Below are 26,626 nucleotides of genomic sequence, written 5' to 3' on the forward strand. Positions count from 1 at the left end.
CACCGACAGAACCCCGGACCACACGCCCGGCGCCGGCTCATCGCCTACCCTGCCCGGTATGGCCCCCCTCGTTCCCGGCCGTGCCACCGCGCTCCGCGCAGCGACCTCGGTCACCGCTGCGGGCGTCGCGCTGGTGCTGGCCGCCGGTCCCGCCGTCGCCGTGGTCTCGGCGACCACCGACGGCGTCGACACCGTGATGATCGAGAGCAACGCGCTCGGTGACCTGATGACCCTGGCGTGCGTCGACGACCTCGCGAACGTCAACGGCGACCCCGCGGCCCCCGACCTGGCCTGCGAGGACGTCGCCTTCGTCGAGGTCGACGCGAACGGCGGCGAGGACAGCGTCAACCTCGGTGGCGTGACGCTGCTCGCCTTCCCGGGCCTGGTCGAGACGTTCATCGACGTGGAGGACCTCGCCGCCGACTCGGTCACGGGCAGCGAGGGGCGCGACCTCGTGCACGCCGACGGCCTCGACGACGTGTCGACCGGGGTGGGCGACGACTGGGTGGAGGGCGCCGGGAGCGCCAGCGGCGGGGAGGGCAACGACACGCTGCGCGACATCCTCGGAGCGGTCCAGGGCGGGCCGGGCGACGACCTGATCGTCACCACCGGCGCCGGCCCGTTCGACGGCGGCCCGGGCCACGACCGGCTCGTGATCGACTTCTCGTCGTTCACCAACCAGACCGCGCTGGGGCTGGTCCTCACCGACGCCACGATCAACGGGTCGACCGGCGCCACCGGGATCGAGGAGTACGACGTCACCTCGGCCGGCGGCGCAGGGGCCGACGTGATCGACAGCCGGCTCTACAGCGGGCGGGTGACCTTCCACGCGCGCGCCGGGGACGACTCGTTCCTGGGCGGGCCGGGGGCCGACGTCGCCGACCTCGGCGCCGGCAACGACGCCGTCGACCCCGGGCCCGGCTCCGACCTCGTGCTGGCGGGCGAGGGCGACGACTGGATCTCGGCGCGTGACGGCTTCGGCGACGTGGTCGAGTGCGGCCCCGGCAACGACACCGTCGTCGCCGACCGGTCCGACGTCCTCAGCGGCTGCGAGAACGTCGCCCTGCCCCCGCCGGAGACCAGCCGCATCGCCGGCCCCAAGAGGGTCGTCAAGGGCACGAAGGCGTACTTCACGTTCGCGGCGTCGGTGTCGAGCGCCACCTTCGAGTGCCAGGTCGACGCGCGGCCGTTCAAGCCGTGCGCGAGCCCGTTCAAGGTGCGGGCCAAGCGGCTGAGCACGGGGAAGCACACCCTCGTCGTGCGAGCGGTGCAGCCGGCCGCCAACCCCGACCCGACGCCGTCGTCGTTCCGGTTCAAGGTGAAGCCGCGGCCCCGCCCGACCAGGACGCCTCAGGCGTAGCGCACCGTGCGCTGGGGTGTGGTGAAGCCGTAGAGGGCCAGGCCGGCGTCCTCGGCGAGCCGGACTGCGAGGCTGGTCGGCGCGCCCACCGCCACCAGCGCGCCGACGCCCGCGGCCACGGCCTTCTGCACCAGCTCGAACCCTGCCCGGCCGCTCACCACCAGCGCCGCACCGCCCGGCGGCTGCCCGGCGACGACCCGAGCGCCGGTCACCTTGTCGACCGCGTTGTGGCGGCCGACGTCCTCGCGCACCACGAGCAGCTCGCCCTCGGCGGTGGCGAGCGCCGCGGCGTGGACGCCGCCGGTGGCGTCGAAGACGCGCTGGGCCTCCCGCAGCCGGTCGGGCAGGGTGCGCACGACGTCGGGGCCGGGCAGGTCGCCCGCCCACCGGGCCGTCGCCGGCGCGGCGAGCGCCTCGGCGATCGTGTCCTTGCCGCAGACGCCGCACGCCGACGAGCCCGACCCGGCGTGCCGGTGACCCGGGTCGCGCGTCGGCGGCCCGGCCAGGGTCACCGTGACGACGTTGAACTCCTGCTCGGGCGTCAGGTCGGCGTCGGTGCAGTAGGCGATCGTGTGCGGGGGAGCGGTGACCAGTCCCTCGTGGACCAGCCAGCCCGCGGCCAGCTCGAAGTCGTGACCCGGCGTGCGCATCGTGACCCAGACCCGGCGAGCCGGCGCGCCCGGCCACGCCAGCCGGATCTCGAGCGGCTCCTCGGTCGCGAGGCGGTCCTCGTGCCGGCGTTCGCCGTCGGCGCCGAGCTCGTGCACGCGGGTCCGCACGGTCGGCCCGGGACGGCGCGTGCTCATGGTCGTCGGTAGGCCTCGAGCACGGCCAGCTTGCGCTCCAGGGTGTCGGCCTCGTCGACCAGCCGGCGACGGATCGAGAGGTCGAGGTCGCCGTCGGCGATCAGCGCCTCGCACCGCGCCAGGGTCTCGCGGCTCGTCGAGGTGCGGGGGAAGAAGTGCTCGGCCGCGTCGGCGAGGACCCAGCCGCTCCGCTTCCTGACGGTGTCGGGCAGGTCGGCGAAGTAGCGCTCGACGTACGGCTCGGTGAGCTCCTCCTGCCCGCCGCGCCAGAAGCCCAGCCCGACCGCCTCGAGCTCGTAGTTGGGCAGGTCGGTCTCACCGGTGAAGCACGACCACGCCCACGCCTTGGCCTCGGCGCTGGGCAGCGAGGCCCGCGCGCCGGCGTGACGGATCTTCGCGACCGCACCCGGCTCGGCCTCGAGCTCCCGGTCGAGCTCCGCGACGTCGACGGCGCCGAGCGTGGCCAGCCGGCCGAGCACCCGCCAGCGCAGGTCCACGTCGAGCGGGATGCCGTCGGGGAGGGCGGCCCCGTCGCGCCACGACGTGAGCAGCCCGGTGTCGGTCGCGGTGGCGATCGCGGCACGGAAGGCCGCCAGCTGCTCCTCGGAGTCGGGCGCGGCCGAGGCGAGCCTGTCGCGCGCCGCGGCGTGCAGCGCGGCGACCGCGGCCTGGGGGTCCGGCTGGAGCGGCACCACCCAGCCGTAGACCCACGCCATCGTGCGGCGGCGGCTGTCCTCGGTGTCCTCGACGGGCAGGCTCGCGACGACGAGCTCCAGCACGTCGACGGGGTCGACCGCGGCGTTGTGCAGGGCGCTGCGCACGCTGCTCCAGATGCCGGCCCGCAGCTCGGGGTCGGTGACCTGCGGCAGCAGGGCCTCGAGGGCGTCCATGGTCGGCTTGTCGGGGATGACGAGCGCCCAGGTGTCGAGGTAGGGGTCGAGCAGCACCGGCCGGTCGCCGGCGTCGAACGGCGTCTCCGGGTCCTCGAGGTCGACGACCTGGTCGGTCCACGTGCCGTCGGGGCCGGCGACCGCGGCGCGGATCCGGTGCGGCCGGTCGGCCGGGTGGTCGGCCGGCGGCGTGCGGCGGATGACGCCGGCCGCCCGGTCGAGCTCGATGCGGTCGGGCCCGGCCGTGCGCAGCCAGTTGTCGGTGAACGACGCCATGTCCAGCCCGGCCCCGGACGCGCCCGCGCGCTCCCAGCTCTCGAACAGGTCGTGCATCGTGGCGTTGCCGAAGCGGTGCCGCTCGAAGTGATCGATGGCGCCCTTGAAGAAGATCTCGTCGCCGAGCGTCGCGTTGACCTGGCGCAGGATCGCGCTGCCCTTCGCGTAGGAGATGCCGTCGAAGTCCTGGAGCGCCGCCGAGGCGTCGACCGCGCCGTTGCCGGCGACCGGGTGCGTGCTCGGCCGCTGGTCGGCCACCAGCCCCCACTGGCGGCGGGCGTAGGCGTTGTCGACCCACACGTCGTCGTACTCCGTGACGTCGGCGGTGACGCGGTTGCCCATGTACTCGGCGAACGACTCGTTGAGCCACAGGTCGTCCCACCACGCGGGTGTGACGAGGTTGCCGAACCACTGGTGCGCCATCTCGTGGGCGAGCGTGGTGGCGCGGGCGATCCGCATGCCGCGGGTGACCCGGCTGGTGAAGACGAGCGGGTCGCGGAAGGTGACGCAGCCGGGGTTCTCCATCGCGCCGGCGTTGAACTCCGGCACGAACGCCTGGTGGTAGTCGCCGAAGGGGTAGCGGATGCCGAAGAGCCGGTGCAGCTCGTCGAAGCTCTGCCGGGTCAGGGTGAACAGCTCGTCGGCGTCCTTGTCGAGGTCGGCCGCGATGCTCGCCCGGGCGCTGATGCCGAGCGGGATCCCGTCGTGCTCGTCGCGCAGTACGTGGTAGGGCCCGGCGACGAGGGTGACGAAGTAGGTCGACAGCGGCTGGCTCTGCTCGAGCTCCCAGACGCCGGACTCGACCTGCTGCCCGGGGGCGTTGCCGATGACGACCCAGTCGCGCGGAGCGCGCACGTGGAAGGTGTACGGCGCCTTGAGGTCGGGCTGGTCGAAGCAGGCGAAGATCGTGGGCGCGGCGTCCATGAAGGACATGCCGTAGACGTAGTGCTTGCCGTCGGCGGGGTCTACGCTGCGGTGCAGCCCCTCGCCGTCGTTGCGGAACGGCATCGTCGCCGCGACGACGAGCTCGTGCTCGCCCTCGGTCAGCTCGAGCGGGAACCGGCCGCGCTCGAGCAGGTCGACGTCGAGCGCGCGGCCGTCGAGGCTGAGGCGGGCGAGCCGGACCGGCTTGAGGTCGAGGAACGTCGACCCGGCCCGGCTGGTGAACCGCAGCGTGGTCACCGACTCGAACGTCGCGTCGTCGGAGGCCAGGTCGAGGGCCACGTCGTACGACGTGAGGTCGAGGAGGTCGCGGCGCGCCAGCGCCTCGGTGTGCTGGAGGGAGGCGTAGGGGCTGGGCACGGGGCCAGCCTAGATCGGGCCTCCGGATCGTCCCCCGGGCCGGGCGCGCGCTGCTGGCCGCGGGGGCGCATCCGTCGTACGATGGTGGTTCCCACGAGAGGCGGGTCCAGACCGACAGGTCGGGCCCGCCGTGGCATGTCCGGCCCATCGCAGGGCCCGTGCCGACGCCTTCCGACGCCGTCCGAGCCCGCCGTCCGAGCCCGTTCTCGGGGACCGTCACGATGCCCCCGGTGGTGTCCGAGATCACCCCCGGTCTGATTTGGAAGCGCTCCGTCGCGGTCACTATCCTGTAATAGTCAATAGTGCTAGATACCAGTTACGACCAACGGCCCCGACGTCCGGGGCGCAAGGAGCAGGAAGACCATGTCCGCGCAGCTGTACCTGTCCCAACTCGTCATCGAGGGGCGTGCCGACCGGGTGCACCGGTCCCAGCCGCGGAACAGTGGTCTCACCCGCCTGGAGCGGCGCCTGCGCCGCGCCCTCGAGGACCGCAAGCACTGACCCGAGACCACCGCCGGCCGCGCGTCCCCCGAGCGGTCGGCGGGGGCGGCGCTCCCCACGGGTGACCGCCCAGCGACGGACCCCGAGCCTGAGGCTCGGGGTCCGTCGTGTGCGGGGGAAGGGTCCCGCACCACCCACACAAGTCGCGCCGCCGGATGGTTTCAAGCGCCCGGGCGTGTCGCTCCTCCCGCGAGCGAGGTGGCAGGCTGACGCCATGGAGCTGGGACCCGAGACACACCGCAGCATCGACCTCCACCAGATCGGCGAGCATCGGTGGAAGGCGACCAACAGCCGCGGCGGCGGCGTCTCGATCGGTCCGGGCGAGGACCCCGACTTCACGCCGGTGGAGCTCCTGCTTGCGGCGCTGGTCGGGTGCGGTGCCGCCGACCTCGACCTGATCACCGGCAAGCGGGCGCCGTTCGAGACCTTCAAGGCGCGCGCCGAGGGCCACAAGGTCCGCGACGAGAACGGCTCGCACCTGGTGCAGCTGCGGGTGACCTACGACGTCACGTTCCCCGAGGGCGAGGGCGGCGACGCGGCCCGCGAGGTCCTGCCGCGCACCCTGCAGCAGATCCAGGACCGGCTGTGCACCGTGGGGCGGACGGTCGCCCTCGGCGAGCCGGTCTCGTACGTCGAGGGTCCGGTGACGTTCGCGCCGGTCCTCGGCCCCGGCGCCGACCCCACGGGTCTCGAGACCGAGCCCTCCGACGGATGACGGCCGCGCCCTGGCGGGAGGTGCCCCGGCAGGACGGCCGCCGGTTCGTCGTGACCGGAGCCAGCGCTGGCATCGGGCTCGAGACCGCCAAGGCGCTCGCCGAACGCGGCGCGCACGTCGTCCTGGCGGTGAGGGACCTCGCCCGCGGCCGGGCCGCGGCCGAGCAGATGCGCGGTGAGGTCGAGGTCGGGCTGCTCGATGTCGCGGACCTGTCGTCGGTGCGCGCGTTCGCCGAGACGGTGGAGTCGGTCGACGTGCTGGTCAACAACGCCGGCGCCCTGGCGCTCCCTAGAGGCAGCTCGCCCGACGGCGTCGAGCTCCACTTCGCGACCAACCACCTCGGCCACTTCGCGCTGGCCAACCTCCTGCTCCCGCGTCTCACCGACCGCGTGGTCGTGGTGGGCTCACCCTCGCACCGGCACGGCGACCTCGACCTCGACGACCTCGACTGGACCCGGCGGACCTACCGGCCCTACGCGGCGTACGCAGCCTCCAAGCTGGCCAACTTGCTGTTCCTGGCCGAGCTGCAGCGCCGGCTCACCGCGGCGGGCTCGACGCTGCGCGCGACCGGCGCCCACCCCGGCTCCACCGCGACCGGCATCACCGGCTCGACCGGCAGCCCGCTCAAGACGTTCGTCGGCCGGCACGGCATCAAGCTGGTCGGCATGAAGCCCTGGCAGGGTGCCCTGCCCACGTTGTACGCCGCCACGATGGACGTGCCGGGCAACACCTACGTCGGCCCGCACCGGCTCCACGAGATGAACGGCTGGCCGACCGGTGTCGGCCGCAGCCAGCGAGCGCTCGACCCCGACCTGGCGAAGGCGCTGTGGGTCGAGTCGGAGCGGCTGAGCGGGATCACGTTCGCGTTGTAGTCCCGGCGCAGGCTGCGGTGGTTTCGACCCGCCTGTCACGGCTTCGTCCCTCAGCCGCGGGCTTGCTCAACCTGCGTTCACCCACGTCGACCGTTCGTTCCTCACGGTCGACTGCTCACTTGATCGTCACCGACTCGATGTCGACCTCCTCGGCCGGCGCGGTCATCCCGTTGCCGGTCTGCTTCACGCCCTTGGCGGCGAGGTCCTTGATGGCCGCGATGCCGGCGTCGTCGACGTGGCCGAACACGGTGTACGCCGGGTCGAGCGGCGAGTCGTCGAAGACGATGAAGAACTGCGAGCCGTTGGTGTCCGGGCCGCGGTTGGCCATGGCGAGGACGCCGGCGGTGTAGGTCTCGGTGCCGTCCACCTCGTCGTCGAACACGTAGCCCGGGCCGCCCGACCCGGTCGCCGTCGGGTCGCCGCACTGCAGCACCGCGATGCCGCCCGTCTCGAGCGTGACGAGCCGGTGGCAGTGCGTGCCGTTGAAGTAGTTCTGCTGCGCCAGCGACACGAAGGAGTTCACCGTGCACGGCGTCCGGTCGGCGTCGAGGGTGAAGGTCAGGTCGCCGAGCGAGGTCGTGACGGTCGCCGTCACCTTCCCGGAGACCGACGGGGTCGACGGGGGCTTCTCGTTCTGCTTCGTCGTCGGGACCTGGTCGTCGGGGTAGTCGCACGTGACGCCCGACGCGGGTGCCGGGCTGCTCGACGCGTCGGTCGGCGTGCTGCTCGCGGTGGGCGTGCCGGACGAGGTGTCCTTGGCCGTGTCGTCGCTGTCGCTGCTGTCGCCGCAGCCCGCCAGGGCGGTGGTCGCGAGCAGCAGGAGGACCGGGATGACGCGCTTCGACATGCGGGTCAGCGTAGAGGCGGGGCTCAACCGTTGCGGCCCCGGGCGGCGACCGGCCACGGGCGCAGGGCGTCGTCCTCCTCGACCCACAGGTCGTCGGCGAGGTTGACCGCGGAGCAGCAGTGGTTCGGCACCACGTCGAGCTGGTCGCCGAGCCGGGGGAGGGGGGCGCCGGCGAGGTCGACGACGGCGTGGTGCTCCGAGAGCTGGACGATGCGCGCGTCCGGGTGGTCGAGCAGGCGTCCCGCGCCGGTGCTGTACGCCGCGCGGTCCGCCCCGAGCGCCTTGCTGCCCGCGTCGAGCACCACCCGCCCGCCGGCCAGGCTGACCACCGTGGCCCGGCAGGTCAGCGCGACCGACTCCGGCGGCATCGCGCCGAGCTCCCACTGCTGAGCGTCGCCGAAGACGTAGACGCCGGGCCGCGCCTCGGTGAGCACGCCGGTGTCGAGGTCCGCAAGGCTCGGGGTGGAGCCGCCGCTGACGACGGGGACCTCGAGCCCCTCCTGCTCGACGGCGGCACGCGCCGTGGTCAGGGCGCGCGCCTCGCCGGCGGCGGCCGCCGCGCGACCCCCGTCGGGTGCGTAGCTGTGCCCCGGGAACGTGAAGACGCCCCGCACCGTCAGCCCCGCGTGCGCGGCGGCGACCGCGACCGCGCCCGCCTCCTCGGGCGGGCAGCCGGTCCGGTGGTGGCCGCTGTCGACCTCGACGAGCACCTCGACGCCGTACGGCGCCAGGTGCAGGCCGGCGCGCGCCGCGGCGTCCACCGAGTCGACACCGATCGCGACCCGGGCGCGCTCGGCCAGGCTGCGCAGCCGCTCGGCCGACCGTTCGTCGACATGGACCGGGTAGGCCACGAACAGGTCGTCGCAGCCGTGCTGGACGAAGACCTCGGCCTCGCCGAGCGTCGCCACCGAGATGCCGGCCGCCCCCTCGGCGAGCTGGAGCCGGGCGATCTCCGGCGACTTGTGGGTCTTGACGTGCGGGCGCAGGGCCACGCCGTGCTGCGCGGCCCAGTCGGCGGTGCGGCGTACGTTGCGGCGGAGCCGGTCGAGGTCGACGCGGAGGTACGGCGTCGGGGGTGGCGGCGCCGTCACATCTCCTCGTGGGTGTCGGGGTTGCCGCCGAAGAGCCTGCCGTCGGGTCGGGCCAGCCCGGTGATCGCCGCCATCTCGTCGGCGGTCAGCTCGAAGCCGTCGAGGTCGAGGTTCTCGCGCTGCCGCTCGGGGTTGCGCGAGAGCGGGATCGGCAGGTTGCCGAGCTGGAGCTGCCAGCGCAGCACGACCTGGCCCGGCGTCACGCCGTGGGCCTCTGCCGCGGCCTTGACCACCGGCTCCGCGAACGGTGCCTGGCGCTTGCCCATCGGGCTCCACGACTCGGTGACGATCGCGAGGTCGGCGTCGACCCGGCGCATCTCCTCCTGCGGGAAGTAGGGGTGCAGCTCGATCTGGTTGATCACGGGGCGCACGCCGGTGTCGTCGATGACGCGGGCGAGGTGGGCCTGGGTGAAGTTGGAGACGCCCGGCGAGCGGACCAGCCCGTCGTCGCGCAGCTGCACCAGTGCCCGCCAGGTCTCGTGGAACTTCTGCTGCGAGGGGTTCGGCCAGTGGATGAGGTGGACGTCGATCCGCTCGAGCCCGAGCCGCTCCAGCGACTCCCGGGTGCTCGCGATCGCGTCGTCGTAGGCGTGGTGGCGGCCGGGGATCTTGCTGGTCACCACGATCTCCTCGCGCGGCACGCCCGAGCGGCGGATGGCCTCGCTGACCTCGGTCTCGTTGCCGTAGTTGACCGCCGTGTCGATGAGCCGGTAGCCGTTCTCGAGCGCCGCCGTCACCGCCTCGACCGCATCGTCCCCGCGCAGGCCTGCGGTGCCGAACCCGACCGCGGGGATGGTGGTGCCGTCGTTGAGCTCGCGGGGTGAGGTCGCCAGGGTCATGGCGCCACGGTATCCATGTGGGTGATGACCACTCTCGAGCCCGACTGCGCGCGCTGCGTGGGTCTGTGCTGCGTGGCGCTGCCGTTCCGACCGTCGCACGGCTTCGCCTTCGCCAAGGACGCCGGTGAGCCGTGCCGGCACCTCGACGGCTCCTACGGCTGCTCGATCCACGCGTCTCTGCGGGAGGCCGGCATGGGCGGGTGCACGGCCTACGAGTGCTTCGGCGCGGGGCAGCACGTGACCCAGGTGGTCTACGGCGGCGCGTCGTGGCGGGGGAGTGCGGACGGCGGCGAGGAGATGTTCGCGGTGTTCGCGGTCGTACAGCGGCTGCACGAGATGCTCGTGCTGCTCGACCAGGCGACCTCCCTGGCGCCGGGGCCGGATCTCGCCCGGCTGCGGGAGTCCGTCGCCGGACGCACGTCGGGGCCGCCCGCGAGCATCCTCGACACCGACCTCGACGAGCTGGCGTCGTCGGTGGGCGGCGTGTTGCGCGAGGTGAGCCGCTCGGTCCGGGGCGACGGTGCGTCGTACGCCGGGCACGACCTGGTGGGCCACGACCTGCGCACCCACGACCTGGCGCGCGCCGACCTGCGCGGAGCCGTGCTGATCGCCGCCGACCTGCGCGACGTCGTCCTCGACCGCACCGACCTCCTCGGTGCCGACCTCCGCGACACCGACCTCTCCGGCGCCGACCTCTCGACCGCGCTGTTCGTGACCCAGCCCCAGCTCAACTCCGCCCGCGGCTCCGCCACCACCGTCCTGCCTGCTCACCTGCGCCGGCCGGTCGCCTGGTTGGTGGGATAGTCCCAGACGTTCGCGACAACCATCGCGCGGAACCGAGGTCGAAACGTCTGGGACTATCCCTCCGGAGCGGCGGCGGGGGCGAGCGACACGGTCTGGCCGCGTTCGACGGGGCGGATGGTGGTGGGGAGGGCGGCGCGGGCGGCCGCCTCCAGGAACGCCGAGAGGGGCGAGCGGAACACGCGGTAGTCGTCGTGGTGGACCGGTACGGCGACGCGCGGGCGGGCCCGGCGGAGGAAGTCGACGCCCTGGTCGGCGTCCATCGTCACCGTGTGCAGCAGGACGCGGGTGCCGCCGAGGTGCACGACCGCGGTGTGGAGGTCGGGATGGCGCTCGGCGATCTCGGTGAGTTGGTCGCCGGTCAGCGTGTCCCCGCTGAGGTAGACCCGGCGGCGCACCCGGCCCATGACCCGGTGCTCGAGCAGCGAGCCCATGACCGGCGGCAGCAGCGCACCCATCAGCCCGCGGGCGTGGATGCCCGGCAGCGCCTCGACCGTCAGGGTCTCGCGGCCCTTGGCCAGCTCGACACGCTCCCACGTGCGCAGCCCGTGGGTGTCGAAGCCCCAGTCCCGCAGCCGCCGGGCCGCGGCCGGAGTGGTCAGCACCGGCTGGGCGCGGGCCAGGTCGCGACGCGCGATCCGGTCGAAGTGGTCGCCGTGCAGGTGCGAGAGCACCACCGCGTCGAGCGGCGGCAGGCCCGCGGGCTGCAGCGCCGGCTCGGTAAGCCGGCGGCTCCACAGCCCCTTGCCAAGGTAGGCGCGCTGGCCGCGGTGCAGGAAGTTCGGGTCGGTCAGGACGGTGAACTCCCCGAGCCGGAGCACGGTCGTCGCCGTCCCGACGAAGGTGAGCGTGTCGGTCGAGGTGTTCTCGGGCTTCGTCATCGCGCGCGCTTCAGCGCAGCAGGCGACGGACCGCCGCGACGGCGCCGGCACCGGCGAGCACCCAGGGGGCGGCAACGACGAACGGATCCATCCACTGGTGCTTCCAGTCGGTGCGGCCGTCGCCCGTCCGCGAGCGCAGTCCGTCGCCGGTGAGCTCGGCGCGGATGCCGGTCTCGGCCAGCAGGTTGTCGGGGTGGCCGGAGAGGATCGAGCCCACGAAGCCCTCGACCACGTCGACGCGGTCGGCCGCGATCAGGGCCAGCCAGTGCGCGGTCTGCGCGTCGCTCCAGCGGGCGTACGCGAGCTTCCTGATCGCGCCGGAGAGGCCTCTGGTCGGCTGGGCGGTCCCGAACACCGGCGTGAGGAACCGGTGCTCGATCGACCGCTCGCGCGGCGGTTCCTCCTGCTGACGCTCCGGGAAGTCCCAGTGCGCGCCGGTGCGACCGGGGTCGAGCTGGAGCTTGGGCACCGAGGGCCGGTCCGCTGGGTCGAGGTCGACGCCCCACCCTGGGATCCGCGCCCGGAGCTCGTCCGCGGAGGGTCGCGGGGGACCCGCGGGGGTGTACGTCGGCACCTGGGCGTCCGGCGTCCGGTCGAGCTGCTCGTCGAGGGTCATCGGGGTCTCCTCACGCGGCGTCGGGGACGATGAGCGGCTTGATGCAGCCGTCGAGCTTGGCCGAGAACATGTGGTACGCCTCGCCGATGTGCTCGAGCGGCACCCGGTGGGTCACGATCTCGCTGGGCTTGAGGTAGCCGTTGCGGATGTGCTCGAAGAGCCGCGGCCACTGCCGCTTCACCGGGCACTGGTTCATCCGCAGGGTCAGCCCCTTGTTGAGCGCGTCGCCGAACTTCACGGCGCTGAAGAGCGGGCCGTAGGCGCCCATCACCGAGATCGTCCCGCCCTTGCGGACGCTGTCGATCGCCCAGTTCAGCGCCACCGGCGAGCCGCCCTGCAGCTTGAGCTTGGCGGAGGTGACGTGCATCAGCAGGTTGCCGTCCGCCTCGGCGCCCACCGCGTCGATGGCGACGTCGGCGCCGAGGTAGTCGGTCTGCTTCTTCATCTCCACGACGATGTCGGCGTACTCGGTGAAGTTGAGCGTCTCGGCCTGGGCGAAGGTCCGCGCCTTCTCGAGCCGGTGGTCGAGGTGGTCGACCACGATCACCCGCCCGGCACCCATCAGCCACGACGACTTGGCGGCGAAGATGCCGATCGGCCCCGCGCCGAAGACCACGACGGTGTCGCCCTCGACGATCTCGCCCAGCTGGGCGCCGAAGTACGCCGTCGCCAGCGCGTCGGTGCAGAGCACGGCATCCTCGTCGGACATCCAGTCGGGGATCAGCGAGGGCCCGACGTCGGCGAACGGCACCCGCACGTACTCCGCCTGGCCACCGTCGTAGCCGCCCGTGGTGTGGGAGTAGCCGTAGATCCCGCCCACAGCGGTGGCGTTGGGGTTCACGTTGTGGCAGAGGCCGCGCGCGCAGAACCAGCAGGAGCCGCAGAACACGTTGAACGGCACCATCACCCGGTCGCCCACCTGCAGGCTCTGCACCGACGACCCGACCTCGTCGACGATGCCGATGAACTCGTGGCCGAACGTGTGGCCGACCCGGGTGTCCGGCATCATCCCGTGGTAGAGGTGCAGGTCGGACCCGCAGATCGCCGCGAGCTGCACCTTCACGATCGCGTCGTTGGGGTGCTCGATGCGGGGGCGGTCCTTCTCCTCGACGCGGATCCGGTACGGCCCGCGGTACACCATGGCGCGCATGCGTCGCCCTCCTGGGTCGTCGGCTGTGATCGAGCTGCTCAGGACCCGGAGGTAACCCCGCTGCGCCGGCTCACGCACACCCGGTGGGGTGAGCGCGGCCCGGCAGCACACGGGCGGGACGTGGGGTCAGCCGCCGTCGCCCTGGGGCCCCGAGTCGTCCGGTACGGCGGTGTGCCGACGCTCGCCGCGGGTCCGCTCGCGCTCCTTCATCTCCGCCTCGTAGATGTGCCGCCGGCCGCCGACGAGCTGCTCGCGGGCCTCGCGCTCGAGGTCGCGGAACTTCGACCAGTACTCGTCGTCGTACTCCTCGACGATCTGGAAGGTCCAGCGCCCCTGCAGCACGTTGCGGCCGACCAGCTCGGTGTCGATCCGCTCGGCCAGCTCGTCGTGCCCGGCCTTGCGCAGCAGCTCCACCGCCTCGCCGAGGGTGAGGTCGGCCGTGCCGGAGCGCCGGTGGAACGCATAGAGGTGGCCGCGGCACACCTCGGCCGCCTCGAGAGCCTCGGACAGCTTGCCGAGCGCCTCGATCGTGGCGTCCGCGACGCCGTCGGGCCGCTGGTGCTTGGCCAGCTGCTCGCTGTTCTCGGGCTCCTCGGCACGGTCCGCGTGGGTCATGGCCCGCTGGTACCCAGCGCTAGCCTCGGCACATGCGGCTCGGCGTGCACTACGCGAAGTTCACCCACCCCGACTGGGAGCACCGCCTCGCCGACCGGCTCACGGAGACCGCGCGGGTCGCGGACCAGGGCGGGGTCGCCCAGCTGACGGTGATGGACCACTGGTTCCAGATGGAGGTGCTGGGCGGGCCGTCCGAGCCGATGCTCGAGGGCTACACGACGCTCGGCTACCTCGCGGCGGTCACCGAGCGGGTCCGGCTCGGGCTGCTGGTGACCGGCGTGACCTACCGGCACCCGGGGCTGCTGGCCAAGACCGTCACCACCCTCGACGTGCTGTCCGGCGGCCGGGCCATGCTCGGCATCGGCGCCGCGTGGTACGACCGCGAGCACGAGGGGCTGGGCGTGCCCTTCCCGTCGATGAGCGAGCGGTTCGAGCGGCTCGAGGAGACGCTCCAGATCGTGCGCCGGATGTGGTCGGGCGACACGACGCCGTACGCCGGCACCCACTACCGGCTGGCCGAGCCCGTCAACGTGCCCCCGCCGGTGCAGTCGCCGCCGCCGATCATGGTCGGCGGCAGCGGTGAGAAGAAGACGCTCCGGCTCGTCGCCGAGCACGCCGACGCGTGCAACATCTTCGGCGGCCCGCCCGACCAGGTGCGGCACAAGCTCGACGTGCTCCGCGGCCACTGCGACCGCGCCGGCCGTGACTACGACACGATCGAGAAGACCATGATCGTGAGCGTCGACCCGCTGGAGGACGCCGACCCGTTCGTGTCGTCGATGGAGGAGTACGCCGCGCTGGGCATCTCGATGATCACCGTCACCCCGGCCGGCGACGACCCCGTCGCCTGGACCGAGCGCATGTGCCAGCGGGTCGTCCCGCGGCTCGCGGGCCTTGGCTGACGGAACTTGTGCCGGGCCGACCCCGGATGCTTTCGGCCCGCCTCCCGACAGTGCAGCATCGGGGACGCCCTCACGCCCCGATGCGGTGCAGTCCCCGCGGTCGAAGAAGGCTCTGGCGTAGTGCACCGCATCTGAGCCGCCAGGCGTCTCAGAGTCGGTGCAAATCCTCCACGCCCCGAGCGGTCGGGCGTCCGCTCGACAGTGCAGCATTCGACCCGCCCGGCCGCCCCGATGCGGTGCAGTCCCGCGACGCGGCCACCCGCCGTACCCACGCACCACGCCAGGGCGCGGCTCAGGCGGCCAGCGCGGCGTACCGCCCGTCCTCCTCGAGCAGGGTCTCGTGATTGCCCCGCTCGACCACCCTGCCGTGGTCGAGGACGACGATCTGGTCGGCGTCGCGCACCGTCGAGAGCCGGTGGGCGATGGTGATCGTGGTGCGGCCCTCGGCCAGGGTGTCGAAGGCCTCCTGCACGGCGCGCTCGGTCTCGGTGTCGAGCGCAGAGGTGGCCTCGTCGAGCACGAGCACCCGCGGGTTGCGCAGCAGCGTGCGGGCGATGGCGATGCGCTGCTTCTCGCCGCCGGAGAACCGGTGGCCCCGTGAGCCCACGACGGTGTCGTAGCCGTCGGGCAGCGACGCGATCAGGTCGTGGATGCGCGCGGCACGGGCCGCGGCGACCAGCTCGTCGTCGGTCGCGTCGGGCCGGGCGTAGCGGAGGTTCTCGCGCACCGTGGTGTGCAGGAGGTAGGTCTCCTGGCTGACGATGCCGACGATCTCGGCGAGGTCGGCCAGCCTGATCCGGCGTACGTCGACGCCGTCGATGGTGACCCGGCCAGAGGTCGGGTCGTGCAGCCGCGCGACGAGCGAGCCCAGCGTGGTCTTGCCGGAGCCGGTCTCGCCGACCAGGGCCAGGGTGGTGCCGGCGGGCACGTCGAAATCGACATCGGCCAGCGCCGGGGTCTCGGCGTCGGAGTAGGAGAACCCGACGCCCTCGAACCGCACGTGGCCCCGGACCGACGCGGGGTCGAAGTCGACCGGGTCAGCGGGCTCGTCGATGTCGACGGGCAGGTCGAGGTACTCGAAGACGCGCTGGAACAGCGCCAGCGAGCTGACGACCTGCACGCCGGTGTTGAGCAGGCCCATCAGGGGCCGGAACAGCTGGCCCTGGAGCGCGGTGAACGCGATCAGCGTGCCGATCGTCATCGTGCCGCGCGTCATCGGGAGACCAGCCGAGAGGTAGATGACGGCCGGGATCGCCGCGAACAGCACGCTCATCGACGCCATCCGCCACCGGCCGGCCAGCGACGAGCGCAGCTCGAGGTCGATCAGCCGCGCGGACGACTCGGTGAAGCGCCGCACCAGCGTGGGGCCGGCACCCATCGACTTCGCGAGCTGGATGCCGCTGATCGACAGGCCCTCCTCGATGGTGACGTTGAGGTCGGCGAGCTCGCGCTGCTGCGCGGCGGTGATCTCGCGGCGCATCCGCGCCACCCGGCGGCTCAGCCAGACGGCGGGCGGCATGACGACCAGCGAGATCAGCGCCAGCCGCCAGGACAGCACGGCCATCGCGACCGCCGTGGCGACCGTGGTGGTGAGGTTGGAGGCGATCGAGGTCGCCGTCGAGGTGACGACGTTCTGCATGCCGCCGATGTCGTTGGTGATCCGCGACTGCACCTCGCCGGTGCGGGTGCGGGTGAAGAAGGCGACCGACTGGCGCTGCAGGTGCGCGAACACGTCGGTGCGGAGGCCGTGCATGACGCGCTGGCCCATCTGGGTGTTGATCCAGGTCTGGAAGACGCCGAGCACCGAGGTCACCGCCGCGATGGCGACCATGCCGGTGGTCAGGAGCACGAGCAGGTGTAGGTCCTGGCTGGGGAGCGCGACGTCGATGACCCCGCGGAGCAGGAACGGCGAGGCCAGGCCGACCACCGACGAGGCGACGATGATCGCGACGACGGTGGCGACCGACCAGCGGTACGGCGCGAATAGCCGCGCGATCCGGCGCAACGAGACCTCGCGCGCCTGCTGCCTCTCGGCGGCGGAGGGCCGGTCGGGCACGCGGAAGCGGCCCCGGCCGGGTGCGGGAGCGGTGGTGGAGTCCATGCGGACCTCCTCGGAAGAGTGCGGGAGGCTAATACTGAGGTTACCTCATCATGAGGTTACAACACCAAACCTTGCTATCGTGTTCCCGTGAGCGACGTGGAGCCGGGCGACTCCCTCGGGGAGGCATTCGGAGCCGTCGCCCGCCGGCTGCGCGTCGCGTCGATGGCCGCCCTGGCGCAGCACGACGTGACGCCCTCGCAGGTGCGGGCGATCCGGGTGCTGGCCGCCCACGGGGGAGTGCGGTCGAAGGAGCTCGCCGAGCACCTCAAGATCGCGCCGAGGTCGGCCACGGAGGTCGTCGACGCGCTCGAGGAGAAGGGCCTGGTCGCGCGCTCGCCCGACCCGGACGACCGTCGGGCGGTCGTCGTCTCGCTGACCGACCGCGGGCACGCGCTGGCCGAGCAGGTGCGCCGGACCAGGGGAGTGGAGTCGGAGCGGATCTTCGACCGGCTCAGCCAGACCGACCGCGACCACCTCGCGCGGATCCTCCGCAGGCTGCAGGACCAGGACCCCTCAGGCAGGTCCTAGGCGCGGAGCCGGCGCACGGCGCGCTCGACCCGGGCGCGCCGCGTCTGCGGGTCGCGGGCGGTCACGAGGTCGAGGACGACGGCGTACCGCTCGGTGCGGCTCAGGGCGTCGTACGCCGCGGCGGCGGCTGGGGCGGCGTCGAGCGCCGCGCGGAGGTCGTCGGGGACGGTGAACTCCTTCTGCGAGACGTACGCCGCGTCCCACCGCCCGTCGGCGCGGGCCGCCTCGACCTCGGCGAGGCCGGGCGCGCGCATCCGGCCGGCTTCGGTGAGCTCGGTGACCTTGCGCACGTTGACCTGCGACCACCGGCTGCCGGGCCGGCGCGGCACGTACTTCTGGAGGTACCACTGGTCGTCGAGACCCCGCCGCTGCCCCGAGATCCAGCCCCAGCACAGACCGACGTCAACGGCCTCGTCGCTGCTCATCGACGCGATGCCCGACGACGCCTTCGCCAGCTTGAGCCAGACGCCCGCGTCGTGGCCGTGGTGCTCGGCGAGCCACGCGTCGAACGCGGCCGCGTCGCGGAACGGCAGCACCTCCGCGCCGTCCTCGCCGGGCACCTTGGTCATGGCGCGGAGCCTAGAGACCTGCGCGAGGCACGGCGAACGACGAGCGCAACCGCTCCCGGGCGCCCGTGGCAGCGCCGATCCGGTCGAGGCCGAGGAGGGCGGCGCCGAGGACCGGTGGGGCGTCGACCACGCGGACCACGGCGAGCGGCGCGGTGTCCGCGAGCAGGCGGTGGATGTCGTCCATCAGCAGGGCATGCCCGGCGGTGAGCACGCCGCCGCCGAGCACCACGTCGATGGGCTCGGACAGCGCGTCCAGCCGGCGGATCGTCGTGGCGGCCAGCGCGACGACCTCCTCGGCCTGGCGCCGTACGACGCCGCGGGCGAGGTCGTCGCCGGCCTCGGCGACGGAGAACAGCAGCGGCGTGAGCGACAGGCAGCGCTCCTCGGTGAGCTCGCCGAGGTGCACGGCCTCGATCAGCTCGGCCATCGTGGTCAGCCCGGCGTGGCGGGGGAGTGCGGTGCGCAGGGCGGTGTCGGGCCCGCGACCGTCCTCGGCGCGGGCCGCCCACCACATCGCCTCCCGCCAGAGCTGGCCACCGCCGCCCCAGTCGCCGGAGATCTGCCCGACCGCGGCGAAGTGCACCGTCGTGCCGTCCTCGCGCACGCCGGTCCCGTTGATCCCGGCGCCGCAGACGATCGCGACACCCCGCCCCGACTCCACACCGGCCCGCAGCAGGGCGAAGGTGTCGTTGACGATCTCCTGGGAGGGCGCCCACCCGGCCGCGGCGACCGCCGCCTCCAGCGCCCGCTGCTCGACCGGGAAGTCGACGTTGGCGAGGCACGCGGCGACGTGCCGGACCTCGACGGGCCCGGCCTGCGCGAGCGCCGCCGACACCGTCGGCGCGATCGCCGTGACGGCCGCAGGCGCGCCGACCAGGTGCGGGTGGAACGGACCGCCGCGGGCGCGCCCGAGCAGCGCGCCTTCGCCTGAGACCACGCAGACGTCGGTCTTGCTGTTGCCGGCGTCGACGGCCAGCACCGCCGGTGTCGGGGCGGTCACGCCCACGGCAGGTGCTCGCGGTTGTGGGCGAGCAGTCGGTCGGTCAGCCCCTCAGCGAGCGCCACCTGCCCGACAAGAGGATGGGCGAGCAGGGCCTCGACGACGCGGTGGCGGCCGCCGTGGAGCGCGGCCTCGAGCGCGAGGTGCTCGTACGCCGTCACGTGGGCCACCAGCCCGGCGTGCAGTGGCGCGAGCGGGGCGACGTCGACGGCACGCGGTCCGTTGCGGTCGACGAGCGCCGGGACCTCGACCACCGCGTCGTCGGGCAGGAAGGGGAGCGTCCCGTCGTTGCGGAGATTCACCACGTGCGTGCCGGCGGGACCGTCACCGAGCAGCGCCGCGGCGAGCTGCACGGCCGCCTCGGAGTAGAACGCGCCACCGCGCTCGGCGAGCAGGTCCGGCTTCTCTTCGAGGCGCGGGTCGGCGTACAGCTTCAGCAGCCGGCGCTCGATCTCCGCCACCTTCGCGGCCCGCGACGGCGCGGCGAGCTGCTCGCGCACCACCTCGTCGTGGGCGTAGAAGTAGCGCAGGTAGTAGGACGGCACCACGCCGAGGGAGCGGAGCAGCTCCGGCGGCAGCCCGACCGACCCGGCGATCTCGTCGACGCGGCTGCTCAGGAGCTCCGGCAGCCGGTCGACGCCGCCGACGCGGGCGGCGCGCTCCCAGGTCAGGTGGTTGAGCCCGACGTGGTCGAGCTCGAGCGACTGTGGCGGCACGCCGAGCGCCGCGGCGAAGCGACGCTGGAACCCGATCGCCACGTTGCACAGCCCGACCGCGCGGTGCCCCTCCTGCAGGAGCGCGCGGGTCACGATGCCCACCGGGTTGGTGAAGTCGATGATCCAGGCGTCGGGCGCGGCCCGCCGGACCTGCTCGGCGAGGTCGAGCACCACCGGGACCGTCCGCAGCGCCTTCGCGAGGCCGCCGGCGCCGGTGGTCTCCTGACCGACGCAGCCGCACTCGAGCGGCCAGGTCTCGTCGTCATTGCGTGCCGCCTGCCCGCCGACGCGCAGCTGCAGGAGCACGGCGTCCACACCGTCGAGGGCGGGCTCGAGCGAGGCCGAGGTGACCAGCCGGGTGGGGGAGCCGAGACGGGCCAGGATCCGGCGGCTCACCCCGGCCACGCGCTCCAGCCGCTCGGCGGCGGGGTCGACCAGCACCAGCTCGTCGACCGGCAAAGCGTCATGCAGGCGGCCGAGGCCGTCGACCAGCTCGGGGGTGTAGGTCGAGCCGCCGCCGACCACCGCGATCCTCATCGGGCCGGCGGCTCCCAGAACTCCGGGATCGCGCCCTGCGGGCGGCCCAGCTCGACGGCTCGGCGTACGACGTCGGGGGAGGCCTTCTCGAGCGCGCCGGTGTCGTGCGGCGGCTGGGGGTCGTACTCGATGACGAGCTGGATGGCCTGGGCGGTCGTCGTGTCGCTCAGCCGTTCGGCGAGGGCGAGCGCCATGTCGATGCCCGACGAGACGCCCGCCGCGGTCATCACGTGGTGCTCCTCGTCGACGACCACCCGCTGGTCCGAGCGCGCCGAGCCGAGCTGCGGGAGCAGGTCGAGCACGCCGAAGTGCGAGGCCGCCGGCGCGCCCGCCAGAAGGCCCGCGTGCGCGAGCAGCAGGGAGCCCGAGCAGACCGACGTCGTCCACCGCGTCGTGGGATGGACCTGCTGGAGCCAGCCGATGAGGGGGCTGCCGAGCGCCTCGGCGGTGCCCGGCCCGCCGGGCACGACCACGACGTCGGGCCTGGGGCAGTCGTCGTACGCCGTGGTCGCGACCAGCTCGAGCCCGCTGTCGGTGCGCACCGGGCCGGGCGCGTCGGACACGAGGTCGAGCACCGCGTCGGGGAGGAACCGCAGGACGTCGATCGGCCCGGCGGCGTCGAGGGTGGTCATGCCGGCGTACAGGACGACGGCGACGCGCAGCTCGCTCACGCGGCCAGCCTCGCACGTCGTCGATCTCCGAGCCGCTCGATAACGTCGCTGTCATGAGTGCCGACCAGGTCGTCAGCGTCAGCCGCGTCGTCGGGGCAGCACCCGAGGTCGTCTTCGAGCTCATCGCCGACCCGTCACGGCAGCCCTCGTGGGACGGCAACGACAACCTCGGCTCGGCCGAACCGGGCCAGCGCGTGCGCGCCGTCGGTGACGTGTTCGTGATGACGCTGACCGTCGGAGCCGTGCGCGACAACCACGTCGTCGAGTTCGAGGAGGCCCGTCGCATCGCGTGGCGTCCGTCCGAGCCGGGGGCCGAGCCGCCCGGGCACCTCTGGCGCTGGGAGCTGGAGCCGCACGCGGACGGCGGCACCCTCGTCACGCACACCTACGACTGGACCGGGCTCACCGACGAGAACAGGTTCGCGCGAGCCCGGGCCACGACCCCCGACAAGCTGCGCGCCTCGCTCGACAGGCTCGCCGACGCGGCGGTGCGCGACGCCCTTGCGCTGCCCGCGCTGTTCGCCGGCGTCTCGGTGACCGACCTGGCGGCCGCCGAGGAGTGGTACGAACGCCTGTTCGGATCGCCCCCGTCGTTCCGCCCCAACGACACCGAGGCCGTCTGGGAGGTCGCGCCGGGCCGGTCGGTGTACGTCGAGCAGCGGCCGGACCACGCCGGTCACGCGCTGGCGACGGTGTTCGTCGACGACCTCGCCGAGCGCGTCGCCGCGATCACTGGCCGCGGGCTCGAGCCACACCTCGACGAGACCTACGACAACGGCGTGCGGAAGGTGACCTACCGCGACCCCGAGGGCAACGAGCTCGGGTTCGGTGGGGGACCCGCCTGAATCCCACAGTGGTACCATATTGGTATGTCGGTCCAGATCGCAGTGCGACTCCCTGACGAGCTGGTGGCCTACGTCGACGACCTGGTCCGTCAGGGCGCGGGATCGCGCGCTGCGGTGGTCGTGCGCGCACTGCGTCTGCACCGGCAGCAGCTGGACGGCGAGCGCGATGCGCGGATCCTCGAGGAGTCGGGAGACTACGACGACCTCGAGGGACTGACAGCCCACACGTCGATCGCGGACTAGGCCACGGCCTAGTGCGAGACATCCACGTCGCGCACCTCGACAAGGCCCGCCCGGTCCTGGTCCTGACGCGCGAGCCCGTCCGCGCGGCCATGCGTCGCGTCACGGTCGCGCCGATCACCACGACGATCAAGGGACTCAGCACCGAGGTGCCCGTGGGACCCGGCAACGGACTGGCCGAGCCGTCGGTGATCAGCTGCGACAACATCATCACGATCGACAAGGCGGCGCTCGGTCGCCACCTCGGGTTCCTGTTCGAGCGCCAGGAGAGCGAGCTCGCAGCAGCCATCATCAGCGCCTTCGCCCTGCGGGCCGAGGGATCCGCCTGACCGGACCGGGCACCGGGCTGTGGGGAGTGGCGGGCGATCTGCTCCCTCCAGTAACTGACATAATGTCGCTTATCGGCGATCTACTGGGTGAAGGTGCGCGGACCACGGCGCCCGGCAGAAACCCGCTGGCGCCGCGTGCGTGGACACCGCACAGTCGGATCATGCTCGAGCTGCGCATCCTGACACCTGACGACTGGCCGACCTGGCGCGAGCTGCGGCTCGCGGCGCTGGCAGACGCACCGGCAGCCTTCGGCTCGACGCTCGCCGAGTGGCAGGGCGCCGGCGACACCGAGGAACGCTGGCGCTCGCGGCTGTCGATCCCGGGCGCCCGCGATGTGGTGGCCGTCCTGGACGGCGCTCCCGTCGGCATGGTCAGCGGCGTTCCCGGCCGGGACGACGAGAGCGCCGAGCTGATCTCGATGTGGGTGAGCCCGTCGGCGCGTGGCCACGGCGTCGGCGACCGTCTCGTCCAGGCCGTCGAGGACTGGGCGGCCGACCGGGGCGCCGCGAGGCTGCGGCTCTCGGTGATGCCGGACAACGACGCGGCCCGCGCGCTGTACGAGCGCAACGGCTTCGCCGACACCGGCGAGCCGGGGGATCAGCGCCCCGACGGCACCTTCGAGCGGCTCATGGTGAAGACGCTCCCCTAGGTGTTCGGTCCACGACCGGGTGCGCTGGCGCCCCGGCTACGTGCAGAGCCCCGCGTCGTCCAGCTCGTCGGGGTCGGCCCCCACTCCGCTCGATGGGTCTCCCGTCGGGTCGGGCACGGGGTCGCCGCCGGCGGGTGGCGTCGTGGCGACGTCGCCGACCCCGATCGACCCGTCGCGGAAGCTGCCCAGCGGCTCGTCGTGGCGGATGCGCTCCCACAGCAGCTCCGCCTCCGGCAGCCACTCGACGCGACCCTCCTCGGTGGGAGAGAGCCGGTTGGGGACGGTGATGAACCGGATCCGGCTCTCGCCGAGGTCCTTGACCTGCAGCCCGATCTCGGCGAGGTCCTTGACGCTGTCGATGTCGGTGGTGAGCGAGCCGGTGGCGGCGTCGAGGAAGCGCACCAGCCGGTCGACCCGCGCCAGGGTTCCCTTCTCCATCACCTTGTGCGCCAGGGCCGCGATGAACGCCTGCTGGCGCTTGATCCGCCCGAGGTCGGTGCCGTCGCCCACGCCGTACCGGATCCGGATGTAGTCGAGCGCCTGCTGGTCGCGCAGCGTGTGCACGCCGGCCGGGATCGTGATGTCGCCCTTGTCGCTGTGCAGCTCCCGAGGCACGCACACCTCGACCCCGCCCACGGCGTTGACCATGTCCTTGAAGCCGTTGAAGTCCACGACCACGTAGTTGTCGACGCGCACCCCGGTCGTCTGCTCGAGCTGACGCTGGGTGCACGCCGCTCCCCCGACGGAGAACGCCGCGTTCCAGATGGCGCCCTGCTGCCCGGGGATCGTGTCGCCGTCCTCGGTGTAGCAGTCGGGGCGGTCCACCAGGGAGTCGCGCGGGATCGAGATACCGTACGCCGAGCGCCGGTCTGCCGACAGGTGCACGAGGATCGTGGTGTCCGAGCCGCCGCCGGACGCGTCGTCGATCCCGTTGCCGGCACCCTCGCGGCTGTCCGAGCCCATCACGAGGATGTTGAGCGGCCGGTGCGGGCCCTCGACCGCCGGCATGTCGGGGCGGTCCGGGCCGAGCTGCTCGCCGATCTCTTCGACCCGCAGGTTGCCGTTGAGGTGCCGGTAGAACAGCGTCACCGACAGGCCGCTGACCAGGCCGAGCACGAGAGCGGCGAGGCACAGCGCCTTCGCGGTCGTGCGGCCCCTCCCCTGCGGCAGCCGCCGTGCCCCTCGCACCATGCTGAGCAGGACGCACGAGCGCGGCGAAAGGTTGTCGGTGGCCGACGGTGATGAGCGAGCCGGCTCAGGCGGCTACCTTGCGGGGCCGGCCGGGACCGCGCTTGGTCGCCACCACGGCGCCGTCGACGAGGATCTCGCCGCCCCAGACGCCGTGCGGCTCGCCGCGCTCGAGCGCCTCGGACAGGCACTGCGCGCGCAGCGGGCACGACGCGCACAGCTGCTTGGCCAGGTCGAGCGCCCGACCGTAGGTGTCGAAGAAGAGCTCCGGCCGGCGCTGGCACGGTAGGGCTGACACTGCGCGCACTCCCAGGGGTCTCGGTGGTTGGTCACCTCAGCCTTGGCGTCTGAGGTAGGGCACCACATCGGGAGAACGCCTTAGATCCGGTCCGGAGCGGCTTCCACGAGCGACTCAGCGCGCGACGTACGCCGCGAGGTGCTTGCCCGTGAGGGTCGGCTTCTTCGCGCCGACCAGCGCCGACGGCGGCCCCTCGAACACGACCGTGCCGCCGTCGTGGCCGGCTCCCGGACCGAGGTCGATGATCCAGTCGGCGTGCGCCATCACGGCCTGGTGGTGCTCGATGACGATGACCGACCGCCCGGCGTCGACAAGCCGGTCGAGGAGGCCGAGCAGCTGCTCGACGTCGGCGAGGTGGAGGCCGGTGGTCGGCTCGTCGAGGACGTAGACGTCGCCCTTCTCGGCCATCTGCGCGGCGAGCTTGAGCCGCTGGCGCTCGCCGCCGGACAGCGTGGTCAACGGCTGCCCGAGGCTGACGTAGCCGAGGCCGACGTCGGCCAGGCGGGCCAGCACCTTGTGGGCCGCGGGGATGGAGGCCTCGCCGTCGCCGAAGAACTCCAGCGCCTCCGCGACCGGCATTGACAGAACCTCGGTGATGTCCTTGCCGCCGAAGGTGTGGTCGAGGACAGCGGCCTGGAAGCGGCGGCCCTCGCACTCCTCGCAGGTCGACTCCACCGTGGCCATCACGCCGAGCTCGGTGAAGATCACGCCCGCGCCGTTGCACGCCGGGCAGGCGCCCTCGGAGTTGGCGCTGAAGAGCGCCGGCTTCACGCCGTTCGCCTTGGCGAAGGCCTTGCGGATCGGCTCGAGCAGCCCGGTGTACGTCGCGGGGTTGCTGCGCCGCGAGCCCTTGATCGCGCCCTGGTCGACGACCACCACCCCGTCGCGGCCGGCGATCGACCCGTTCACCAGCGAGCTCTTGCCGGAGCCGGCGACCCCGGTGAGCACGCACAGCACGCCGAGCGGCACGTCGACGTCGACGCCGCGGAGGTTGTGGGTCGAGGCGCCCCTCACCTCGAGGATCCCCCTCGGCTCCCGGACGGTCTCCTTCAGCGCGGCCCGGTCGTCGAGGTGGCGGCCGGTGACGGTGCCGCTGGCCCGCAGGTCGTCGTAGCTGCCCTCGAAGACCACCTCGCCGCCGGCGCTGCCGGCACCCGGGCCGAGGTCGACGACGTGGTCGGCGATCGCGATGGTCTCGGGCTTGTGCTCGACGACGAGCACGGTGTTGCCCTTGTCGCGCAGCTGGAGGAGCAGCTGGTTCATCCGCTCGATGTCGTGGGGATGCAGACCGATGGTGGGTTCGTCGAAGACGTAGGTGACGTCGGTCAGCGACGAGCCGAGGTGCCGGATCATCTTCGTCCGCTGCGCCTCTCCCCCGGAGAGCGTGCCGGCGGGCCGGTCGAGGGAGAGGTAGCCGAGCCCGATGGACTCGAAGGAGTCGAGGAGGTGCTGCAGCCCGGCGAGCAGCGGCGCCACGCCCGGCTCGTCGACGCCCCGGAGCCAGGGGGCCAGGTCGCTGATCTGCATCGCGCAGAGGTCGGCGATGTTCTTCCCGTTGATCTTCGAGGAGCGGGCCTCCTTCGTGAGCCTGGTGCCGTCGCAGTCGGGGCAGGTCGTGAACGTGACCGCGCGCTCGACGAACCTGCGGACGTGCGGCTGCATCGCCTCGACGTCCTTGCTGAGCATCGACTTCTTGACCTTGGTCAGCACGCCCTCATAGGTCAGGTTGACGCCGTCGACCTTGATCTTCTCCGGCTCGCCGTGGAGGAGCTTGTCGCGCTCCTTGGCGGTGTACGCCGCGATCGGCTTGTCCATGTCGAAGCCGGCGCCGCTGAAGATCCGGCCGTACCACCCGTCCATGCTGTAGCCCGGGACGAGCAGCGCGCCCTCGGCGAGCGACCTCGCCTCGTCGTAGACCGCGGTGAGGTCGAAGTCGTTGACCGCACCCATGCCCTCGCACGTCGGACACATGCCGCCGAGGTAGACGGCCTTGCGCACCACGCTCTTCTCGGTGCGGCCGCCCTTCTCGGTGCTCATCACGCCGCTCGCGATGCGGGTCGGCACGTTGAAGGAGAACGCCGTGGGGCCGCCGATGTGCGGCGTCCCGATCCTGCTGAACAGGATCCGGAGCATCGCGTAGGCGTCGGTGGCGGTGCCGACCGTCGAGCGCGGGTTGGCGCCCATCCGCTCCTGGTCGACGATGATCGCCGTGGTGAGGCCCTCGAGCAGGTCGACCTCGGGCCGGCTCAGCGTCGGCATGAACCCCTGCACGAAGGCGCTGTAGGTCTCGTTGATCATCCGCTGCGACTCTGCGGCGATGGTCCCGAAGACCAGCGAGCTCTTGCCCGACCCGGAGACCCCGGTGAACGCCGTGAGCCGCCGCTTCGGGAGCTCGACGCTCACGTCCTTGAGGTTGTTCTCCCGCGCCCCCTGGACGCGGATGAGGTCGTGCCGGTCGGCCTCGTGCATGCGGTGCTTCTCTCCTCTGGT

Annotated in this window: 28 protein-coding genes; 11 read left to right on the top strand and 17 right to left on the bottom strand. The window is 72.8% G+C overall.

Annotation, left to right across the window (positions count from 1 at the left end; all coding sequences use genetic code 11):
- Window positions 1–58: 58 nt before the first annotated feature.
- Window positions 59–1,360: a calcium-binding protein gene (locus tag G514_RS30310; RefSeq protein WP_051247422.1), complete on the top strand. Its 1,302-nt coding sequence runs from the start codon at window positions 59–61 to the stop codon at window positions 1,358–1,360.
- Here G514_RS30310 and G514_RS0112875 read toward each other — a convergent pair.
- Window positions 1,351–2,166, bottom strand: coding sequence for a formate dehydrogenase accessory sulfurtransferase FdhD (locus G514_RS0112875; RefSeq protein ID WP_028652073.1), 816 nt, complete (start codon window positions 2,164–2,166; stop codon window positions 1,351–1,353). The genes G514_RS30310 and G514_RS0112875 overlap by 10 nt on opposite strands.
- Complete coding sequence (gene pepN / locus G514_RS0112880) at window positions 2,163–4,634, bottom strand: aminopeptidase N (RefSeq protein WP_028652074.1); 2,472 nt, start codon at window positions 4,632–4,634, stop codon at window positions 2,163–2,165. The genes G514_RS0112875 and pepN overlap by 4 nt, the downstream gene beginning before the upstream one ends.
- 363 nt (window positions 4,635–4,997) lie before the next feature.
- Between pepN and G514_RS30315 the strand changes: the two genes are divergently transcribed.
- From G514_RS30315 to G514_RS0112895, 3 genes are all read left to right on the top strand, one after another.
- Window positions 4,998–5,135, top strand: coding sequence for a hypothetical protein (locus G514_RS30315; protein WP_157544776.1), 138 nt, complete (start codon window positions 4,998–5,000; stop codon window positions 5,133–5,135).
- Between the two features lie 214 nt (window positions 5,136–5,349).
- Window positions 5,350–5,850 carry an OsmC family protein gene (locus G514_RS0112890; RefSeq protein ID WP_028652075.1) on the top strand — a complete coding sequence of 167 codons (501 nt, stop codon included), beginning with the start codon at window positions 5,350–5,352 and terminating at the stop codon, window positions 5,848–5,850.
- Entirely contained in the window at window positions 5,847–6,722 is an 876-nt protein-coding gene (locus tag G514_RS0112895; RefSeq protein WP_028652076.1) for an oxidoreductase, read from the top strand. Before G514_RS0112890 ends, G514_RS0112895 begins: the two co-directional genes overlap by 4 nt.
- 115 nt (window positions 6,723–6,837) lie before the next feature.
- On the opposite strand, the gene G514_RS0112900 is transcribed toward G514_RS0112895, so the two are convergent.
- Genes G514_RS0112900 through G514_RS0112910 form a run of 3 tightly spaced genes read right to left on the bottom strand, consistent with a single transcriptional unit; the run spans window position 6,838 to window position 9,499 of the window.
- Window positions 6,838–7,569: a peptidylprolyl isomerase gene (locus G514_RS0112900; protein WP_028652077.1), complete on the bottom strand. Its 732-nt coding sequence runs from the start codon at window positions 7,567–7,569 to the stop codon at window positions 6,838–6,840.
- Window positions 7,570–7,592: 23 nt separating this feature from the next.
- On the bottom strand, window positions 7,593–8,660 hold the full coding sequence (locus G514_RS0112905; RefSeq protein WP_028652078.1) for an alanine racemase: 1,068 nt from the start codon (window positions 8,658–8,660) through the stop codon (window positions 7,593–7,595).
- Window positions 8,657–9,499, bottom strand: coding sequence for an aldo/keto reductase (locus G514_RS0112910; protein ID WP_028652079.1), 843 nt, complete (start codon window positions 9,497–9,499; stop codon window positions 8,657–8,659). Before G514_RS0112910 ends, G514_RS0112905 begins: the two co-directional genes overlap by 4 nt.
- A 24-nt stretch (window positions 9,500–9,523) precedes the next feature.
- Here G514_RS0112910 and G514_RS0112915 point away from each other — a divergent pair, with 24 nt between their 5' ends.
- The gene (locus G514_RS0112915; protein WP_028652080.1) at window positions 9,524–10,303 is read left to right on the top strand and encodes a pentapeptide repeat-containing protein; all 780 of its coding nucleotides are present in this window, start codon (window positions 9,524–9,526) and stop codon (window positions 10,301–10,303) included.
- Between the two features lie 53 nt (window positions 10,304–10,356).
- Here G514_RS0112915 and G514_RS0112920 read toward each other — a convergent pair whose 3' ends face one another.
- The 4 genes from G514_RS0112920 to G514_RS0112935 all read right to left on the bottom strand — a co-directional run bounded on the left by G514_RS0112920 (window position 10,357) and on the right by G514_RS0112935 (window position 13,562).
- Entirely contained in the window at window positions 10,357–11,181 is an 825-nt protein-coding gene (locus tag G514_RS0112920) for an MBL fold metallo-hydrolase (RefSeq protein ID WP_028652081.1), read from the bottom strand.
- A 10-nt stretch (window positions 11,182–11,191) separates the two neighbouring features.
- Window positions 11,192–11,797 carry a hypothetical protein gene (locus G514_RS0112925; RefSeq protein ID WP_051247423.1) on the bottom strand — a complete coding sequence of 202 codons (606 nt, stop codon included), beginning with the start codon at window positions 11,795–11,797 and terminating at the stop codon, window positions 11,192–11,194.
- Window positions 11,798–11,807: 10 nt separating this feature from the next.
- Complete coding sequence (locus tag G514_RS0112930) at window positions 11,808–12,947, bottom strand: zinc-dependent alcohol dehydrogenase (protein ID WP_028652083.1); 1,140 nt, start codon at window positions 12,945–12,947, stop codon at window positions 11,808–11,810.
- A gap of 126 nt (window positions 12,948–13,073) precedes the next feature.
- Window positions 13,074–13,562 (bottom strand): hypothetical protein, encoded by a 489-nt coding sequence (locus G514_RS0112935; RefSeq protein ID WP_051247424.1) that lies wholly within the window; start codon window positions 13,560–13,562, stop codon window positions 13,074–13,076.
- Window positions 13,563–13,594: 32 nt separating this feature from the next.
- Here G514_RS0112935 and G514_RS0112940 point away from each other — a divergent pair, with 32 nt between their 5' ends.
- Complete coding sequence (locus G514_RS0112940) at window positions 13,595–14,464, top strand: LLM class F420-dependent oxidoreductase (RefSeq protein WP_028652085.1); 870 nt, start codon at window positions 13,595–13,597, stop codon at window positions 14,462–14,464.
- A 292-nt stretch (window positions 14,465–14,756) separates the two neighbouring features.
- Here the strand turns inward: G514_RS0112940 and G514_RS0112945 are convergent, their stop codons facing one another.
- Window positions 14,757–16,565: an ABC transporter ATP-binding protein gene (locus G514_RS0112945; protein ID WP_051247425.1), complete on the bottom strand. Its 1,809-nt coding sequence runs from the start codon at window positions 16,563–16,565 to the stop codon at window positions 14,757–14,759.
- Window positions 16,566–16,652: 87 nt separating this feature from the next.
- Between G514_RS0112945 and G514_RS0112950 the strand changes: the two genes are divergently transcribed.
- Window positions 16,653–17,093, top strand: coding sequence for a MarR family winged helix-turn-helix transcriptional regulator (locus G514_RS0112950; RefSeq protein WP_028652087.1), 441 nt, complete (start codon window positions 16,653–16,655; stop codon window positions 17,091–17,093).
- Here G514_RS0112950 and G514_RS0112955 read toward each other — a convergent pair.
- Genes G514_RS0112955 through G514_RS26615 form a run of 4 tightly spaced genes read right to left on the bottom strand, consistent with a single transcriptional unit; the run spans window position 17,090 to window position 20,586 of the window.
- Entirely contained in the window at window positions 17,090–17,662 is a 573-nt protein-coding gene (locus G514_RS0112955) for a YdeI/OmpD-associated family protein (protein ID WP_028652088.1), read from the bottom strand. The genes G514_RS0112950 and G514_RS0112955 overlap by 4 nt on opposite strands.
- Window positions 17,663–17,672: 10 nt before the next feature.
- Window positions 17,673–18,662 carry an N-acetylglucosamine kinase gene (locus G514_RS0112960; RefSeq protein WP_245582195.1) on the bottom strand — a complete coding sequence of 330 codons (990 nt, stop codon included), beginning with the start codon at window positions 18,660–18,662 and terminating at the stop codon, window positions 17,673–17,675.
- The gene (locus G514_RS0112965) at window positions 18,659–19,915 is read right to left on the bottom strand and encodes a 6-phospho-beta-glucosidase (RefSeq protein WP_028652090.1); all 1,257 of its coding nucleotides are present in this window, start codon (window positions 19,913–19,915) and stop codon (window positions 18,659–18,661) included. The genes G514_RS0112960 and G514_RS0112965 overlap by 4 nt, the downstream gene beginning before the upstream one ends.
- Window positions 19,912–20,586, bottom strand: coding sequence for a DJ-1/PfpI family protein (locus tag G514_RS26615; RefSeq protein WP_245582196.1), 675 nt, complete (start codon window positions 20,584–20,586; stop codon window positions 19,912–19,914). Before G514_RS26615 ends, G514_RS0112965 begins: the two co-directional genes overlap by 4 nt.
- A 53-nt stretch (window positions 20,587–20,639) precedes the next feature.
- Here G514_RS26615 and G514_RS30320 point away from each other — a divergent pair, with 53 nt between their 5' ends.
- The 4 genes from G514_RS30320 to G514_RS0112990 all read left to right on the top strand — a co-directional run bounded on the left by G514_RS30320 (window position 20,640) and on the right by G514_RS0112990 (window position 22,650).
- The gene (locus G514_RS30320) at window positions 20,640–21,431 is read left to right on the top strand and encodes an SRPBCC family protein (RefSeq protein ID WP_157544778.1); all 792 of its coding nucleotides are present in this window, start codon (window positions 20,640–20,642) and stop codon (window positions 21,429–21,431) included.
- A 24-nt stretch (window positions 21,432–21,455) separates the two neighbouring features.
- Complete coding sequence (locus tag G514_RS0112980; protein ID WP_028652091.1) at window positions 21,456–21,674, top strand: ribbon-helix-helix domain-containing protein; 219 nt, start codon at window positions 21,456–21,458, stop codon at window positions 21,672–21,674.
- 11 nt (window positions 21,675–21,685) lie between these two features.
- Window positions 21,686–22,000 (top strand): type II toxin-antitoxin system PemK/MazF family toxin, encoded by a 315-nt coding sequence (locus G514_RS0112985; protein ID WP_028652092.1) that lies wholly within the window; start codon window positions 21,686–21,688, stop codon window positions 21,998–22,000.
- Between the two features lie 161 nt (window positions 22,001–22,161).
- Entirely contained in the window at window positions 22,162–22,650 is a 489-nt protein-coding gene (locus G514_RS0112990; RefSeq protein ID WP_028652093.1) for a GNAT family N-acetyltransferase, read from the top strand.
- 36 nt (window positions 22,651–22,686) lie between these two features.
- On the opposite strand, the gene G514_RS0112995 is transcribed toward G514_RS0112990, so the two are convergent.
- The 3 genes from G514_RS0112995 to G514_RS0113005 form a co-directional block, all read right to left on the bottom strand.
- Window positions 22,687–23,841 (bottom strand): LCP family protein, encoded by a 1,155-nt coding sequence (locus G514_RS0112995; RefSeq protein ID WP_051247426.1) that lies wholly within the window; start codon window positions 23,839–23,841, stop codon window positions 22,687–22,689.
- A 64-nt stretch (window positions 23,842–23,905) separates the two neighbouring features.
- A complete protein-coding gene (locus G514_RS0113000) occupies window positions 23,906–24,136 on the bottom strand; it encodes a WhiB family transcriptional regulator (protein WP_211222128.1) in 231 nt (76 codons plus the stop codon).
- Window positions 24,137–24,250: 114 nt separating this feature from the next.
- A complete protein-coding gene (locus G514_RS0113005) occupies window positions 24,251–26,605 on the bottom strand; it encodes an ATP-binding cassette domain-containing protein (protein WP_028652096.1) in 2,355 nt (784 codons plus the stop codon).
- Window positions 26,606–26,626 lie beyond the last annotated feature (21 nt).

The sequence above is a fragment of the Nocardioides halotolerans DSM 19273 genome, assembly GCF_000422805.1.
In the GTDB taxonomy this organism is placed as follows: Bacteria; Actinomycetota; Actinomycetes; order Propionibacteriales; family Nocardioidaceae; genus Nocardioides; species Nocardioides halotolerans.